The following is a 16,033-nucleotide window of genomic DNA, read 5'->3' as shown; positions in this document are numbered from 1 at the left end:
GACCCCTTCGTGGGGGTGGCGGGGCCCGGGCACAGGCGCTCACGGCACGGGACGGGACGGGACAACCGGACGGGAAATCCGCTGGCCCCGCCCGGTGACGGGCGATACGATCATCGGGATGACTACTCACTCTGTTCTCGGATTGGGGGTCCCCACCACGCAAGGTGAGCGCTGATGCTCATTCAGAACGTGCTGGAGGATTCCCGCCTTTCCTTCTGGCTCCGCGTGCGCGAGTACGCCGTGCCACCGTCCATGATCGAGACTGCGACCGCCCGCCGCTCCGCCGGCGACTGGGCCGGCGCGTGCGCCGCCGCAGGCATCGATGTCGACTTCAATCTGCGTTTCCTGGCGCGCTCGCGCGGCCACGACCTCGCCGCCCGGATCCGGGCCGATCTCCGCCATCTCGCTCCTGACCTGCTGCGCTGGCACATGCCGCGCATCGCTCCGGACGGACTGCTGCGCCCCGGACTGACCGTCCCCCTGGCCCGGTACGACACCGCCGCACGGGACGGCACGGCAGCCCGGGACGACCCGCGCCCCGTGTACCTGGTGGCCCGCACTCCGCCCGCGTGGGCGGACGGCGGTCAGCGGATCAGCCTCGCCCTGTGGGACGGATCCCGCTCCGAGGACGACTCCTGGGGTGATCCGCGCCGCCGGGCCCGTCCCGACCGGCGCTTCCGCCTCGACCTGCACCGCCACCTGTGGGACGCCCGCAGGACCGGCGAACTGCGGGTCCGCTCCGGGGCCGACCTGCCGCCCGGCGACAGCCCTCCCCCACCGGACCCCGAGCTCCTCGGCGCGCTCCCGCAGGGGCACCGGTGCGCCGTCGACCGGTGGGCCGCCGAGGCCGGGATCCTGCTCCGCGCCGAGGGGCGGGACACCGGCGGCCTCGTCGTACGGTCGGGGGCCCGGCAGCGGCTTCTCCTGAACCTGGTCACGGACGGCCCGGGACCGCCCGTACTGAGGATCGGGGCGGCTCCGGCCGACGGCAGTGCCGGCGCGCTGCCGGTCCTGCCGGACGCAGCGACCTGGACACTGCCCGACCTGGAGCTGCTCCGCAGCGGATCGATCGAGGTCGAACGACTGCACCCGCTGGTCGCCTCGGCGCTGGTACCGGACCGTGCACAGGCCGGTACGTCCACGGCCGCGGACCGCGCGGGACAGCCACGCCTCGTCGAGTGCCGGGGAGCCCGGCACCGTATCGGCCTGGTCGACGGGGTACTTGTCCCGCTGGACCACGATCCGGCCGAGATCCGCCGGGAGGAGCTGCTGGCCGCACTGACCGGCACTCCGCTGCCCTGCCTGCAGGCCGTCGACACGGCGCACCGTCGACCGGACTGCCTCACCGGGGTCCGCGAACGGCTGTACCACGGCGACATCGCCGGTGCGCTGGCCGTGGTGGAAGGGCTGCTCGGCCCCGACGCCCTGCTGCGCCCCGGATCCCTGCGCGACGAGCTGGAGGCGGCCGCGCTACGGCGGGTCACCTACGGGTTGTTCCGGTCGGGCCTCGCCGGACCCGGACCCGGCCGGACCCGCCAAAGAGACCGCCGCCCTCGGCACCACCGGCTCCACCCGCGCCAGGCACAGACCCGCTGACCGCAGGAACCCTCGAACCCGTCGAACCCGTGTCGGACCCGTCGGCCATCCACTTTTCACGAACCCCACAGGTGATCGCCCATGCCCTCGTACACCCCGCTCACTGCCACCGCCCCCTGCGACGTCCCCGCGGACCCGGTCCACGACCACCCCGCCCGGCTCGACGTCGCCGACGCGCTGCTGACCCTGCTGCGCGACACCACCACCGAACCGGGCCCCGACGACCAGTTGGAGGCCCTCACCCTGGCCGTGGCCGCCGACCTGCCCGTACTCCTGTGGGGTGAGCCCGGTATCGGCAAGACCGCCGCCCTGACACAGCTCGCCGAAGCCCTGGACCTGCCGCTGACCACGGTGATCGCCAGCGTGCACGAGCCCTCCGACTTCTCCGGCCTGCCCATCGTCGGAGACGACCCCGCGGAACAGGGCGTCCCGATGGCCCCGCCGGACTGGGCCGTGCGACTCGTACGGGCCGGGCGCGGCCTGCTGTTCCTGGACGAACTGTCCACGGCGCCGCCCGCCGTCCAGGCCGCCCTGCTCCGGCTCGTCCTCGAACGGCGGATCGGGTCGCTGCAACTGCCGCCCGGGGTCCGGATCGTGGCCGCCGCCAACCCGCGGGGCTCTGCGGCCGACGGCTGGGAACTGAGCCCGCCCCTGGCCAACCGGTTCGTTCACCTCCAGTGGACCCACGACCACGACGTGGTGGTCCGCGGGCTCGGCGGGACCTGGCCCCGGGCGACGCTGCCGCACCTGGACGCCGCGAAGCTGCCGGTGGCGGTGGACCACGCCCGCCGTGCGGTGTGTGGGCTCCTCACCACCCGCCCGGCACTCGTGCACCGGCTGCCCAGCAGTGAGGCCCGCCGGGGAGGTGCGTGGCCGTCGCCCCGCAGCTGGGACATGACGATCCGTCTCCTTGCCTTCGCGCACGCGGCAGGATCCTCCAGGGAAGTGCTCTCCATGCTGGTCAGGGGCACCGTGGGGGACGGTCCGGGGCTCGAGCTGCTGGCCTGCCTGGACCGGATGGACCTCCCGGACCCCGAGGCGCTGCTCGCCGACCCGGCGGGCGCCGACCTGCCCGAGCGGGGAGACCGGCGCCAGGCCACGCTCGACGGCGTGGTGGCGGCGGTCCGCAAGCGCCCGGACAAGTCCCGCTGGGACGCGGCGTGGGCGCTCCTGGTCCGGGCGCTGGAAACCGGCGCACCCGACCTGGTGGTCGTCCCCGCGACCACGCTCGCCACGCTTCGGCAGGAGGACTGGGACGTTCCGGAGTCGATCGAGCGGCTCGCCGGAGTGGTGACCCTGTCCCGGCGTGCGGACCGGTCGGCGGAGCGGGCGCAGGCCCGGACCGGGGACCCCGTGGTGGCCGGCCGATGAGCACGCGCACGACGGGCGCGCTGGACCTCGAGAAGCTCTTCGCGGCCCGGCTGCACGCCGCCCGCGTCCGGCCCTACCTGGCGACGGCACTGTTCGCCCTGCACACCGTGGAATCCCGGAGCGTGCCGACGATGGCCGTCGACCGGCACTGGCGCTGCTACGTCTCGCCCGGGTTCGTGGACCGGACACCGGTGGAGGAGCTCGCCGGGGTCTGGGTCCACGAGGTGTCCCACCTTCTGCGCGACCACCACGGGCGTGGTGACCGGGTGGCCCGGGAACGCGGACTGACCGGCCCGGGGGAACGGCTGCGGATGAACATCGCCGCGGACTGCGAGATCAACGACGACGTGTACGGCGACGGACTGGTGCAGCCCGAAGGGGTGGTGACACCCGAGTACTTGGGTCTGCGTTCGGGCGAACTCATGGAGGACTACCTGCGCCAGTTCGGGCTCGGCCCGCTGACACAGGACCTGGTCTGGCTGGACTGCGGCAGCGGCGCCGACGGCCTGGAGCGCGAGTGGGACCTGGGCCCGGACTGCGCGCACGGCCTCAGCCCGCAGGAGCAGGACGCCGTCCGGTTCCGGGTGGCGCAGGGGATCACCGGCCGTCCGGGAAGCACACCGGCGGGGTGGCGGCGGTGGGCGGAGGAGGCCTTCCACCCGCCGCAGCCCTGGCGGGAGTTGCTGGGAGCGGCGGTCCGGTCGGCGGCATCCGGTGCGGGCGCGGGCGAGGACTACAGCTACGCCCGGCCCTCCCGGCGCTCGGCCGCGGTGCCCGGCGCCGTGCTGCCGAGCCTGCGGCGCAGACCGCCCCGGGTCTGCGTGGTCATCGACACTTCCGGTTCGGTCAGCGATGCCGAGCTGGGCAGTGCGCTGCTGGAGGTGGCCGCGATCGCCCGGGCCGTGGGCGGCCGCAGCGACATGGTCAGCGTGGTGCCGTGCGACGCGGCGGCCCGGATCGTGCACCCGCTGTGCAGTGGTGAGGGCATCCCACTGCTGGGCGGCGGGGGCACGGACCTGCGTACGGGCTTCGCCAAGGCGCTGAGTACGGGGCCCCGGCCGGACGTGATCGTGGTCCTGACCGACGGCCAGACGGCCTGGCCGGCCACCCGACCGCCGTGCCGGACGGTGGTGGGCCTCTTCCCCCGGGGAGGGGCCGGCCGGTGGGACGAGAACGATCCCGACCACGTGCCGGACTCGCCGCCCGCGTGGGCGCGTGTGGTGAGCATCGGGTCCGGTCCCGGCGCCCGCTGAACACAAAGGTGACGGAACACGTCCGGACAGGATACGAAGACCCTCGTGAACGAAAAGACCCAGGCAGCGACCGTCCGCGTGTTCATAGCGCTCGCCCCGCCCGACGACGCGAAGGAAGAGCTGGAGCAGCGGCTGCTGCCCGCCTACACCGCGTACCCGCGCATGCGCTGGAACCGCATCGAGGACTGGCACATCACCCTGGCCTTCCTCGGCGAGCTCCCGGTCACCGCCGTCACCCTCCTGAAGCCGCCGCTCGCCGGCCTCGCCGCGGCCCGCCGGCCCCTGCGGCTCGCGCTGCGCGGCGGCGGGCACTTCGACGAGCGGGTCCTGTGGACCGGGATCGACGGGGACCTCGAAGGACTGCACCTGCTCGCCGCCGACGTGCGCGCCGCCGTCACCGACTGCGGCATCCCCTTCCACGGCCGGCCGCTGCGCCCCCATCTGACGCTGGCGCGCTCCCGCCGCCACGACACCACCAGCGCGGTGGAGGCCGCCGCCGGACTCGACGCGTTCACCGGCCGCCCGTGGGAGGCCCGGCGCCTCCACCTCGTCGGGAGCAACACCGGCCGGGGCCCCGGCCCCATCCACTACCGCGACATCCGGTCCTGGCCCTTCGACGGCGGGACCTGAGACCGGCATCGTGCCGCTACGCTGACAGGTCTTCCGGACGGCGAGGGGGCCGCGGGGTGGAGGCTGAATCATCGGCCGGGGCCGAACGGCAGGCCGACCGACAGGCCGAGCGGCGCATGGCACTGGCCCGCGAATGGGACGAGCTGGTGGAACGGGTGCGGGGGACCCCCGGCTTCCGGGACTTCCTGCGGCCGCCGGCGCTCGACGACCTGCTCCCGGCCGCGCGGGGCGGCCCCGTGGTCCTGGTCAACATCAGCCGGTGGCGGTGCGACGCGGTCATCGTCACCCCCCGGGGCGTCCGGGTCGTCCCTCTGGGGGACCTGACCTCCACGGAGGTCCAACGGCGCGCGGAGGACTATCTGGCGCTGCTGCGGGCCGTCGAGAGCGCCGTCCGGGAACTGGCGTTCGCCCGGCGGGCGTTCGAGGAGAGCGCTCCCTCCCTCGAGGTGAACCTGCGCCACGCCGCCGCGAGCCGCGGCCTGCACCTGGCCAGGCTGGCGATGGAGGCGGGACTGACGGACGTGGCCGCATGGATGTGGGACCGGATCACCGGCCCGGTCCTGGCGGCGCTCGGGATCCATGACGCACCGGCTCCGGGCGAGCCGTACCCGCGGCTGTGGTGGTGCCCCACCGGGCTGCTCAACCTGCTGCCGCTGCACGCCGCCGGTCACCACTCCCCCGCGCCCGCCGGCGCCCCGCCGCGGACCGTCATCGACCGGGCCGTGTCCTCGTACACACCGACGCTGCGCGCGCTCCGGGAGGCGTCCGGGCCGGCCCGGGCGCCCGGCCGCGGCGACCCACGGATGCTGATCGTGGCCCTGGCCGAGACGCCGGGCGAGCCTCCGCTGCCCGCGGTGAACGAGGAACGCAACCTGCTGACCGCCCTGTTCGCGGACCGCCACACCCTGCTGGAGGGCGGGGACGCCACCTGGGAGTCCGTACGCACCGGGCTCGCCCGGCACCCGTGGGTGCACTTCAGCTGTCACGGCGACCAGGACCTGACGGACCCCTCCCGCGGCGGGCTCCTGCTCAGCGATCGGGTCCTGACCGTCGAGGACGTCGCCGCCGGACACCATCGGGGGGAGTTCGCCTTCCTGTCCGCGTGCAAGACGGCGGCCGGCGGACTGACCCTGACCGACGAGGTCATCACCCTGGCCGCGGCGCTCCACTACACCGGCTACCGGCATGTCATCGGCACCCTGTGGTACGTCTACGACCGGTCGGCCGCAGCCGTGTCCGCCGCGGTCTACGGGGAGCTCACGGAGGGCGGGCGCTTCTCCCCGGACCGCTCCGCGCACGCGCTGCACACCGCGACCCGGAGACTGCGCGACGCCGAGCCGGACCGGCCCAGTACCTGGATGCCCTTCGCACACATCGGGCCGTAGCCGCGAGAGGCCGCTTCCTCCCCTCCCCTCCCCTCCTCCTTCGACCCGCCACTCTCTCCAAGGAGCCCCATGGGCAGCCCGCCCCCACCCGGCCAGGAACCCGCGGCCGAGCCGGAACCGGATCCGGAACCGCCGTCCGGCTCGGAACCGCCGTCCGGCCTGGAATCCGTCGAGTTGCCCTACCAGGAGGTCACCACCCCCGAGTACGCGGCGCTCGCGGCCGCGCTCTTCACCCTGGAGGAGGACGGACAGGGCATGACGGTGCTGCGCGGCAGCTGCCCGAGATGCGGGGCGGCCCTGGAGGCCACCGTGGCGAGCGACGTGCTCCAGGGCATGCGCCTGCGTCCCTTCCCCGATGTCGTCCGGCGCCTGCGGGCCGCGCCCCGGCCCGGAGACCGCCTCGAACCGATGCTGTGCACGTGCGGGGACGCGCATCCCGGACGCCCCGAGGGGCGCGTCGGATGCGGCGCCTACTGGACCCTGCTGCTGACGGAGGAACCCGAGTGACCGGCTGACCGGCCCGCTCCACATGGCGTCGGCTCGGCTCAGCCCAGCTCCGCGCTGATCCGGGCGAGCCGGTCGGCCAGCCACGGATCGTGCTCCCGCAGTGCGGCGAGTTCCGCGCGTCCGTCGAGCAGCTGCGACCACAGAACGGCGCGGCCCTGTTCGGCGAGCCGGATCGCGGTCTCCGCGCTGCCGTGTGCGAGAGCCGTCGCCACCGCGTCCGGTGTCAGGTTCGGCCACTCGGTCAAGGCGGTCTCGCGGTCCCCGCGCTCCAGACCGCGCCAGGCCAACCGGTCCAGCAACTGGACCGCCCGGGTGTAGCAGCCGAGCGCGCCGTCCATGTCCGAACCCGCCCCCACGGCCCACTCTCCGCCGCGCACCGCGGACTGGACCCGGGTCCGTACCGGGGCGACGACGACCCGGCTGGCCTCGTCCCACAGCCGGAGCGCTTCGGCGGCATCGGCAGCGGAATCGGCGGCGCTGCCCGTGCCGGAGGCCCGGGTCTCCAGCAGCAGTGCCAGGATCTGCGTACGCCAGGCACGGGACGGATCGCCCCGGTGGGTGGCCTCCAGAGCCGCCCGGGCGAAGGAGAACGCCTCGTCCAGAGCGGCGTTCTCCCCGCCCGCCCTGAACTGCTCGAGGGCTCCCATCGCCCGGTTGGCGCAGAGTCCCGCCCACCGGGGGTGACCGCGGTCGACGGCTTCGTACGCCGCGTGTTCGAGCGCCACGCCCTCGTCCAGATCGCGCCGGTCCCGGTCCCGCGTGTACCTCGCGCGCAGCGCGAGGCCGACGTTGGCCGCGGCCTGCGGCCGGCCCGGGTGGCCCGCGGGGACGAGGTCCAGCAGCAGCCGGCCCGTGGTGATCGCCTCGTCCAGGTCGCCCGGGCCGGACCGCAGGGACAACAGGTCCACGTGGTTCGCGAGATGGGTGCGGCGGTCGGGGTGACCCGGCGGGCAGGCGAGTACGGCACGGCCGGTCGTCGCCACCGCCTCGTCGAGGTCCGCCGTCCGGTGGAAGAGGGTGAACCGGGCGCGGAGCGCGGCCGCCAGGTTGCCCAGCGCCGAGAGCGAGCGCGACGGCCCCGGGCCTGCCGTTCCGGCCGCCGCGCGACGCCCCGCGTCGATCGCCTCGTCGAGGAGTGCGGGCCGGCCCGTGACCCGGTACAGGACACAGGCCCTGCCGCACAGGTTCGACAGGAACATGGGCAGCGACGGATCGTTCTCCTGGCATGCGGCGACGACCGCACGCCCCAGTTCCATCGACTCGTGGAGATCCGCGAGGTCCCCGGTGTGCTGGTAGCGCGCGTCGAGGGCCACGCCGAGGTGAGAACGCGCCGAACGGAGGTCGCCGCCCGCCTCGCCGCCGCCCGCGACCGAGTCGCGCGCCGCATCGACGGCGGCCTGGATGTCCGCCGCGCGGCCGGTGCGTTCGTACCGGTAGTACAGCGCGATCGCCAGGTGCTCCTGGACCGCCGGCCGGGCTGGGTGTCCGCGCGGCACCCAGGTCCGGGCCCGCCGGATGATGTCGACCGCGGTCTCGGCCGGGGCGAAGTCGTCGCTCTCCTTGGCCCGTTCGAGGAACTCCGTCGCCCGGCGCATCAGGTCCGCCGGGCTGTTCGCCATGGCCTCGGTGGCTTCGAGGAGGGAACGGACCCTCGCCGGCAGGGCCTCGGGAGCGACCGCAGCGATCTTGCCGAAGAAGTGCAGGGCCGTCTCGAGGTCGTTGGTGTCGCTGTCGTGCGGCAGGTACAGGTAGCGCAGCCAGTGCAGGACCCCGAGCGCCGCCACGGCCTCCGCGGGCACGTCCCGGTGCCCGCCGCCCACCTCCGCCCAGAGGCGTTGTCCGAGGTCCAGGGCCTCGGGGTCGAGCACGCCGGCCGGCCTTTCCTCCGAAGCCCCGCTCACCCGGCCCAGGATCAGCGCCGTCAGCTCCGCCGCCGAGCCGCCCCCGGCACCGGCCGGTCCCGGTCGCGTTCCCGTCACGGCTTCCTCCACGTGAGTCGCCCGGCCTCGTATCGTAACGACGGACGGACCACCGCGCGGCCCCGTCGGTGGCCCAGCCCGAGCCGAACACCCGCCGTACGACCGGATGGAGTGGCATGAGGATGCTGATCAACAGTCCGCAGACCGTGGTCGCCGATGCCCTGCGGGGGATGGCGGCAGCCCATCCCGAGCTGGACGTCGACGTGGAGCGGCGGGTCGTCGTACGGCGGGACGCGCGGGCCGGCGGGCGGGTCGGGGTGGTGTCCGGGGGCGGGTCCGGGCACGAGCCGCTGCATGCCGGGTTCGTGGGGTACGGGATGCTGTCGGCCGCGTGTCCGGGTGAGGTGTTCACCTCGCCGGTACCCGACCAGATGCTGCGGGCGGCAGCGGCCGTGGACTCCGGCCAGGGGGTGCTGTTCGTCGTCAAGAACTACACCGGGGACGTGCTGAACTTCGAGATGGCCGCCGAGCTCGCCGAGGAGGACGGCCTGCGGATCGAGCGCGTCCTGGTCGACGACGACGTCGCGGTGACCGACAGCCTGTACACCGCCGGGCGGCGCGGCACCGGGGCCACCCTGTTCGTCGAGAAGATCGCCGGGGCGGCCGCGGAGGAGGGGGCGCCGCTGGAGCGGGTCGCCGCGCTCGCCCGGCGGGTCGACGGTTCCTCTCGGAGCTTCGGGGTGGCGCTGAGCGCCTGCACCACTCCCGCGAAGGGCAGCCCGACCTTCGACCTCCCGGACGGCGAGCTGGAGTTGGGCATCGGCATCCACGGCGAACCGGGCCGGGAGCGGCGTCCGATGATGTCGGCGAGGGAGATCGCGGAGGTCGCGGTGGGCGCCGTGCTGGAGGAGCTGGCACAGATCGGCCCCGCCGACGGGCCGGTGCTGGCGCTGGTCAACGGGATGGGAGCGACCCCGCTCCTGGAGCTGTACGGGTTCCACGCGGAGGTGGCGCGGGTGCTGGCCGAGCGGGGCGTGCCGGTGGCGCGGGCGCTCGTCGGAAACTACGTCACGTCGCTGGACATGGCGGGGTGTTCGGTGACGCTGTGCCGGGCCGACGAGGAACTGCTGCGGTTGTGGGACGCGCCCGTCCAGACCGCGGCGCTGCGCTGGGGCCGCTGAACGTATGGTGTCGGTGGGACCGGCCAGACGGGTGCGAGGCGAGGAGATCCGGTGCGTGACGCAGACTTCTTCCGGCGCTGGATGGCGGCCGCCGCGGCCGCGGTGGAGCGGGAGGCCGACCGGCTGACGGAGCTCGACTCCCCCATCGGGGACGCCGATCACGGGAGCAATCTGCTGCGCGGCTTCACTGCCGTGCGCACCGCCCTGGAGGCGGAGCCGGTGGCGGCGGCGCCGGGCGCGGTGCTCCAGCTCGCAGGCCGGACGCTGATCTCGACCGTCGGCGGAGCCTCGGGACCGCTGTACGGGACGCTGCTGCGGCGCACGGGCAAGGCGCTCGGGGAGGCGGCCGAGGTCTCCGACGAGGAGCTGCGCGAGGCGCTGTCCGAGGGGGTGGGTGCGGTGGCGCAGCTGGGCGGGGCGGCTCCGGGCGACAAGACGATGCTCGACGCGCTGGTGCCGGGGGTGGCCGCGCTGAGTACGTCGTACCGGGCGGCCGGGATCGCGGCGGAGAGCGGGGCGCTGGCGACGGTGCCGATGCAGGCGCGCAAGGGGCGGGCCAGCTATCTGGGCGAGCGGAGCATCGGCCACCAGGATCCCGGGGCGACCTCGTCGGCGCTGCTGCTGGGGGCGCTGGCGGACGCGGCGGAACCGGAGGACGGCCGGTGACCGGCGGACACCCGGATCCCGGATCCGGCCCGGCCCTGGTCGGCATCGTGCTGGTGTCGCACAGCGCGCGGGTCGCGGAGGCCGTGGCGGAACTGGCGCGCGAGCTGGCGGCGGGCGGCCCCGTGGCCCCGGTGGCGGCAGCGGGTGGTACGGCTCTCGGCGGGCTCGGCACGAGCGTGGAGCGCATCGTCGCGGCCGCCCGGGAGGTGGACCGGGGCGCCGGGGTGGCCCTGCTGGCCGACCTGGGGAGCTCGGTACTGACGGTCAAGGCCCTGCTGATGGAGGACGAACTGCCTCCGGGCTCCCGGCTGGTGGACGCGCCGTTCGTCGAGGGTGCGGTGGCGGCGGTGGTGACCGCCTCCACAGGAGCCCTCCTGCCTGCGGTCGAGTCGGCCGCCGCGGAGGCGTACACGTACCGCAAGACCTGAGCCCGGACACGGAGGCACACAGCCGGTCCGCGGCCGCGGCCGCACAAATTCAGCCACCGCGCGACCGGCTTTCACCCCCCGGGAAATTCGGCCAATCATTCAGCCAACCCTGCCGGAATTAAGTCCTTCAATTCTCTCGATGCCACCTTCGGCGGTGTAATGCTCAAGCGAACCTCAGAATAGAACCATCACGCTTGCCCGCCCCTTTTGGATATGGAACCGTCGGGATCCAACAGGGGAGGAAAAATGAAGCTGCTGTACACGACACTGCTCGCCGGCACGGCGATGGCATTCATCGGGCTCCAGGGCATGGCCACTGCGGCCTCCACGGGATGGCCGAGCGGGTGCACCAACCACCTGTCTCCGATCGGTGGCGGCTGGGTGGCCCAATGCAGTAAGAGCAACGGCGGACACTACAAGGCATCCGCCATTTGCGAGGTCTGGGAGGACAGGCGTCTCATCATTGTCCATTCGGAAGCCTGGAAGAACGACGGACGCCCTTCTTTCATCGCCTGCCCGCCGCAGACTTCCGTAAAGACCGGCGGGATCATCACGCGGTCCTATTAGCAGGCCGCACGACAGCCCTCAGGGCATCGACGTGGTCTGCCGGGCGCTCCAGCTGCCGGGGGCGGCGGGCTTCGAACGATCCGGGGCCGACTGCCGTCGGCGAGATGCGGCTTGTGATGCGTTGCGACGTGTCGACGGAGGTGGCCGTTACGGTCGCGGCCGCGAGCCGGTCATGCCGTTCGTGCGGCCGGAGCACACCGGGCCGGGCCGCGCCCAGCGCGTCCGCGTCGTACAGGTGGGCGACGAAGGCGCCCCGGTCGGCCCTCGAGGTCAACCGGGTGCGCACCCGGGGCGATCCGCGCAGCTCCCACGGGGAGCCCGGCGGAGCGCTGCGCCAGACGGCCGCGAGCAGCCCAAGGCGCAGCGGAGCCCCGGACTCGTCCGGACCGGGACCCCCCGGGGCGGGCGTGCTGGCGCGGACCAGCTCCTCAAGGGCGGCCGCGCAGGGATTCGATCTCGCGGCGTTCACGCTTCGTCGGGCGTCCCGCACCGCGGTCGCGGATGCCGACCACGGCTGCCTCCACGGGAGTCGGCGGCGGCGGGCTCTTGTCGATCAGGCACTCGGCGGCGACGGGAGCCCCCACCCGCTTGGACACGGGACGCCTGACGACCACGATCCGCTCGCGCCCGGCGTGGAAGAGCCTCACCTCGTCCCCCGCACGCACCGGCTGCGCGGGCTTGGCGCGCTCGCCGTTGACCTTCACGTGGCCCGCCCGGCAGGCGGTCGCCGCGATCGAGCGGGTCTTGGTCAGGCGTACGGACCAGATCCACGCATCGACCCGCACCGTGCCCGTTTCCGTTCCCGATACCTCATCAGCCATGCCCCGACTCTAGCGAGCCGGACACGGCAGAGCGGAATGACTTTTGGCAGATACACCAAGAGGTATGGCATCTGCCATGGAGATCATCCCAAGAGAATTGCAAATGCGCCACACGTACCCCTACCTTGTCGCACATGCAGTCCTACACCATCGGACAGGCGGCGCGTCTGCTGGGCGTCAGCCCGGACACCGCGCGCCGCTGGGCCGACGCCGGCCGGGTCGTGACCCATCGCGACGAGGGCGGCCGACGCCTGATCAACGGACGCGATCTGGCCGCCTTCTCCGTCGAGGTGGGCCAGGGCGCCCACACCGAGGACGGCGAGCCGTACACCTCGGCCCGCAACGCCTTTCCCGGCATCGTCACGGCCGTCAAGCTCGGCGACGTGGCCGCCCAGGTCGAGATCCAGGCGGGTCCGCACCGTCTGGTCTCCCTGCTCACCCGTGAGGCCGTCGAGGAGCTCGGGCTGGAGGTCGGCATGCAGGCCACCGCCCGCGTGAAGTCCACCAGCGTGCACATCGACCGCACCTGATCCGGACGGACGGCACTGCCCGTCCACCCCACCCGTCCACCCCGCCCGGCCACCCGCCGCCACCCGCGGAGCCCCGCACCACCCGCTCAGCGTCACCTACCCTCCCCACCCGCTCCGCCCGTCACCGGCGCGGGTCACCACCGTGCGGTTCCGGCACCAGGCCGACCGCCGACCCGACCGAGGAGCATCTGCTCATGTCCCCGATCACGATCCGCCGCAGTGCCGCCGCCGTACTGACCGCCGCCCTGCTCGTGCCGCTGGCCGCCTGCGGCAAGAGCGGCGAGGACAAGCCCGCCGCCACCCCCGAGCCGAAGGCCGTGAACCTCACGGTCCTCGCCGCCTCCTCCCTCACCGACGTCTTCAAGGCCGCGGGTGCGGAGTACGAGAAGACCCACCCCGGCACGAAGATCACCTTCTCCTTCGCCGGTTCGCAGGAGCTCGCGGCCCAGGTCAAGCAGGGTGCCCCGGCCGACGCCCTGGTCACCGCCGACACCAAGACCATGGACGGTCTCAAGGCCGAGACCGGTGACGCCACGATCATCGCCAAGAACCGCCTGGTCATCGCGGCCGGCAAGGCCAACCCGTTCAAGATCGACGAGCTCAAGGACCTCGCCGACACCAAGATCAAGGTCGTGCTCGCCGCCCCCGAGGTCCCGGTCGGCCGCTACAGCAAGCAGATCCTCGACGCCCAGAAGATCGAGGTGAAGCCGGTCTCCCAGGAGCCCAACGTCCGTGCCGTGCTGAGCAAGGTCGAGCTGGGCGAGGCCGACGCCGGCCTGGTCTACAAGACCGACTCCGCCAAGTCCGGCGACAAGGTCGTCACCGTCGAGATCCCGGACGACCAGAACGCCGTGGCCTCCTACCCGGCCGCCACGCTGAAGCAGTCCAAGAACGCCCAGGAAGCGGCCGCCTTCGTGACCTGGCTGAGCACCCCCGAGGCGCAGAAGATCCTCCAGGACGCGGGCTTCCAGAAGGCGTAGTGCCGCCACCGGCCGCGGCCGGACGCCGAGGGGCTGCCTGAACCGGGGGGACAGGCAGCCCCTCTCGGCGTTTCCCCGCACGGGCGCCCCGGACCCGCCGCCGGCCGCATACGCTTCCCCGCAGCCAACACCCCCAGCCAGGAACCCTCATGAGCAGACTCCGCACCAAGACCGGCCCGCGTACCGGCCCGCGTACCGGCACCCGCAGCGGCACCCGGCCCCCACTGGCCCTCGCGCTCCCCGCGCTGCTCGCCGTCGCGTTCCTGCTGCTGCCGCTCGTCGGCATCCTCGTCCGCACGCAGTGGAGCGAGCTCGGCGCCCACCTCACCAGCCCCGGTGTGGTCGAGGCCCTGCAGCTGTCGCTCCTGGTCTCCCTGTGGGCCCTCGTCCTCTCCCTGCTCCTCGGCGTACCGCTCGCCTGGCTGCTGGCCCGCGTCGAGTTCAAGGGCAAGGCCCTGGTCCGCTCCCTCGTACTGCTCCCGATGGTGCTGCCGCCGACCGTCGGCGGTGTGGCCCTCCTGCTCGGTTTCGGCCGACGCGGACTGCTCGGGCCCTGGCTGGAGGGCACCTTCGGCATCACCCTGCCGTTCCACACGTCGGGCGCCGTCGTCGCGGCCACGTTCGTCGCCATGCCGTTCCTGGTGATCAGCCTCGAAGGCGCCCTCGGCGGTCTCAGGCAGAGCTACGAGGAGACCGCCGCCTCGCTCGGCGCCTCGCCGGTGCGGGTGTTCTTCACCGTGACCCTGCCCATGGTGGCTCCCGGCCTGATCGCCGGTGCGGCGCTGACCTGGGCCCGCGCGCTGGGCGAGTTCGGCGCGACCATCACCTTCGCCGGGAACCTGCCCGGCACCACCCAGACCCTGCCGCTCCAGGTGTACCTGCTGCTGCAGGACCGGCCCGAGGCCGCGACCTCCGTCTCCCTGCTGCTCCTCGCGATCGCCATGGGCGTACTGATCGCCCTGCGCGGGCGATGGACGGGCACCCCGGTGGCCCGCGAAGCCACGGCGGCGACGACGCCGGTCCCGGAGCCCGCCGCCGATGACACCGCCGGCGCCGGCAGCGCCGTGCTGCCGCACGACGGCGGCCGCTGGCCCCTGCACGCCGAGGTCACCGGCTTCAACCGGCTGACCCTCGACGCCGAACCCGGCACCACCATCGCCGTCGTCGGCGAGAACGGCGTCGGCAAGACCACGCTGCTGCGCGCCCTGCTCGGCCTCACTCCGCGCGCCCACGCCGAGCTGCGGCTCGGCGACACCGACGTCACCGCCCTGCCCCCGCACCAGCGGCAGGTGGCCTGGGTGCCGCAGGACGGGGCGCTGTTCCCGCATCTGACCGCCCTGGCCAACACGGCGTACGGGCTGCGCGCCCGCCGGGTGCCGCGCGCCGAGGCCCGCCGGGAGGCCCACGCCTGGCTGAACCGGCTCGGTGTCGGGCACCTCGCCGACCGCCGGCCCGCCCAGCTCTCCGGCGGCCAGGCCCAGCGGGTCGCCCTCGCCCGGGCGCTGGCCGCCCGGCCCCGGCTCCTCCTGCTGGACGAGCCGCTGGCCGCCCTCGACCAGACCACCCGGGCCCGGGTGCGGCACACCCTGCGCACGCATCTGGCCGGCTTCGGCGGGGTCTGCCTCGTCGTCACCCACGATCCCGTCGAGGCGGTGTCGCTGGCCGACCGGGTCCTCGTACTGGCGGACGGCCGGGCCCTGCAGGACGCGCCGCCCGCCGAGGTGACCCGGCACCCGCGCTCCCCGTGGGTGGCCCGCATGCTGGGGCGCAACGCGTGGCCGGGCACCGCGTCGGCCGCCGGCCTCACCCTCGCGGCGGGCGGTCGGCTGGTGGTCGCCGAGGCACTGCCCGAGGGGGCGAAGGCGCTGGCGATCATCGCGCCCGAGGCGGTGTCGGTGCACCGGGACCGCCCGGGCGGCAGCCCCCGCAACGTCTGGCCGGGCACCGTACGGGAGGTCACCGCGGTCGGCAGCCGGCTGCGCGTGCTGATCTCCTCGGTGGAGGTGCCCGATCTGGTCGCCGAGATCACCCCCGAGGCGGCGGCCGAACTGGGCATCGTGGAGGGCGTCGCGGTGTGGACGAGCGTGAAGGCCACCGAGGTCACACTGGTACGTCTCTGATTCCGCCGGTCTGATTCCGCGGGTCTGATTCCGCGGCCCGGAACCGGGCTCCGGGCGCCCGGCGCCTCGGCCGACGGTG

Annotated in this window: 15 protein-coding genes; 13 read left to right on the top strand and 2 right to left on the bottom strand. The window is 73.9% G+C overall.

Translation table 11 applies throughout. The features are described 5' to 3' along the window. The first annotated feature begins 174 nt into the window (after positions 1 to 174). The 6 genes from ACWGE1_RS21875 (at position 175) to ACWGE1_RS21850 (ending at position 6,742) form a co-directional block, all read left to right on the top strand. Complete coding sequence (locus ACWGE1_RS21875; RefSeq protein WP_453422151.1) at positions 175 to 1,596, top strand: hypothetical protein; 1,422 nt, start codon at positions 175 to 177, stop codon at positions 1,594 to 1,596. Positions 1,597 to 1,677: 81 nt separating this feature from the next. Continuing rightward, positions 1,678 to 2,967 (top strand): AAA family ATPase, encoded by a 1,290-nt coding sequence (locus ACWGE1_RS21870; protein WP_453422150.1) that lies wholly within the window; start codon positions 1,678 to 1,680, stop codon positions 2,965 to 2,967. Further along, positions 2,964 to 4,220, top strand: coding sequence for a vWA domain-containing protein (locus tag ACWGE1_RS21865; RefSeq protein ID WP_453422149.1), 1,257 nt, complete (start codon positions 2,964 to 2,966; stop codon positions 4,218 to 4,220). Before ACWGE1_RS21870 ends, ACWGE1_RS21865 begins: the two co-directional genes overlap by 4 nt. A 45-nt stretch (positions 4,221 to 4,265) precedes the next feature. Then, positions 4,266 to 4,850: an RNA 2',3'-cyclic phosphodiesterase gene (thpR, locus tag ACWGE1_RS21860; protein WP_453422148.1), complete on the top strand. Its 585-nt coding sequence runs from the start codon at positions 4,266 to 4,268 to the stop codon at positions 4,848 to 4,850. A gap of 56 nt (positions 4,851 to 4,906) precedes the next feature. Further along, the gene (locus tag ACWGE1_RS21855) at positions 4,907 to 6,235 is read left to right on the top strand and encodes a CHAT domain-containing protein (protein WP_453422147.1); all 1,329 of its coding nucleotides are present in this window, start codon (positions 4,907 to 4,909) and stop codon (positions 6,233 to 6,235) included. A gap of 69 nt (positions 6,236 to 6,304) precedes the next feature. Further along, positions 6,305 to 6,742 (top strand): hypothetical protein, encoded by a 438-nt coding sequence (locus ACWGE1_RS21850; RefSeq protein ID WP_453422146.1) that lies wholly within the window; start codon positions 6,305 to 6,307, stop codon positions 6,740 to 6,742. 38 nt (positions 6,743 to 6,780) lie between these two features. Here ACWGE1_RS21850 and ACWGE1_RS21845 read toward each other — a convergent pair whose 3' ends face one another. Beyond that, positions 6,781 to 8,721, bottom strand: coding sequence for a hypothetical protein (locus ACWGE1_RS21845; RefSeq protein ID WP_453422145.1), 1,941 nt, complete (start codon positions 8,719 to 8,721; stop codon positions 6,781 to 6,783). A gap of 116 nt (positions 8,722 to 8,837) precedes the next feature. Between ACWGE1_RS21845 and dhaK the strand changes: the two genes are divergently transcribed. The 4 genes from dhaK (at position 8,838) to ACWGE1_RS21825 (ending at position 11,503) form a co-directional block, all read left to right on the top strand. Then, complete coding sequence (gene dhaK, locus ACWGE1_RS21840; RefSeq protein ID WP_453422144.1) at positions 8,838 to 9,842, top strand: dihydroxyacetone kinase subunit DhaK; 1,005 nt, start codon at positions 8,838 to 8,840, stop codon at positions 9,840 to 9,842. A gap of 81 nt (positions 9,843 to 9,923) precedes the next feature. Continuing rightward, complete coding sequence (gene dhaL / locus ACWGE1_RS21835) at positions 9,924 to 10,508, top strand: dihydroxyacetone kinase subunit DhaL (RefSeq protein WP_453422154.1); 585 nt, start codon at positions 9,924 to 9,926, stop codon at positions 10,506 to 10,508. After that, on the top strand, positions 10,505 to 10,936 hold the full coding sequence (locus ACWGE1_RS21830; RefSeq protein ID WP_453422143.1) for a PTS-dependent dihydroxyacetone kinase phosphotransferase subunit DhaM: 432 nt from the start codon (positions 10,505 to 10,507) through the stop codon (positions 10,934 to 10,936). Before dhaL ends, ACWGE1_RS21830 begins: the two co-directional genes overlap by 4 nt. A 246-nt stretch (positions 10,937 to 11,182) precedes the next feature. Beyond that, complete coding sequence (locus ACWGE1_RS21825; protein ID WP_453422142.1) at positions 11,183 to 11,503, top strand: hypothetical protein; 321 nt, start codon at positions 11,183 to 11,185, stop codon at positions 11,501 to 11,503. 428 nt (positions 11,504 to 11,931) lie between these two features. Here ACWGE1_RS21825 and ACWGE1_RS21820 read toward each other — a convergent pair whose 3' ends face one another. Then, positions 11,932 to 12,324 (bottom strand): RNA-binding S4 domain-containing protein, encoded by a 393-nt coding sequence (locus ACWGE1_RS21820; RefSeq protein WP_453422141.1) that lies wholly within the window; start codon positions 12,322 to 12,324, stop codon positions 11,932 to 11,934. Between the two features lie 134 nt (positions 12,325 to 12,458). Between ACWGE1_RS21820 and ACWGE1_RS21815 the strand changes: the two genes are divergently transcribed. The 3 genes from ACWGE1_RS21815 to ACWGE1_RS21805 all read left to right on the top strand — a co-directional run bounded on the left by ACWGE1_RS21815 (position 12,459) and on the right by ACWGE1_RS21805 (position 15,954). Continuing rightward, on the top strand, positions 12,459 to 12,854 hold the full coding sequence (locus ACWGE1_RS21815; RefSeq protein WP_326593088.1) for a TOBE domain-containing protein: 396 nt from the start codon (positions 12,459 to 12,461) through the stop codon (positions 12,852 to 12,854). 194 nt (positions 12,855 to 13,048) lie between these two features. Then, complete coding sequence (modA, locus tag ACWGE1_RS21810) at positions 13,049 to 13,834, top strand: molybdate ABC transporter substrate-binding protein (RefSeq protein WP_453422140.1); 786 nt, start codon at positions 13,049 to 13,051, stop codon at positions 13,832 to 13,834. A 149-nt stretch (positions 13,835 to 13,983) separates the two neighbouring features. Next, a complete protein-coding gene (locus tag ACWGE1_RS21805) occupies positions 13,984 to 15,954 on the top strand; it encodes an ABC transporter permease (RefSeq protein WP_453422139.1) in 1,971 nt (656 codons plus the stop codon). Positions 15,955 to 16,033: the final 79 nt, after the last annotated feature.

The organism is Streptomyces sp. NPDC054932 (genome assembly GCF_053610205.1).
This window is presented reverse-complemented; position numbering and strand designations above follow the sequence as displayed.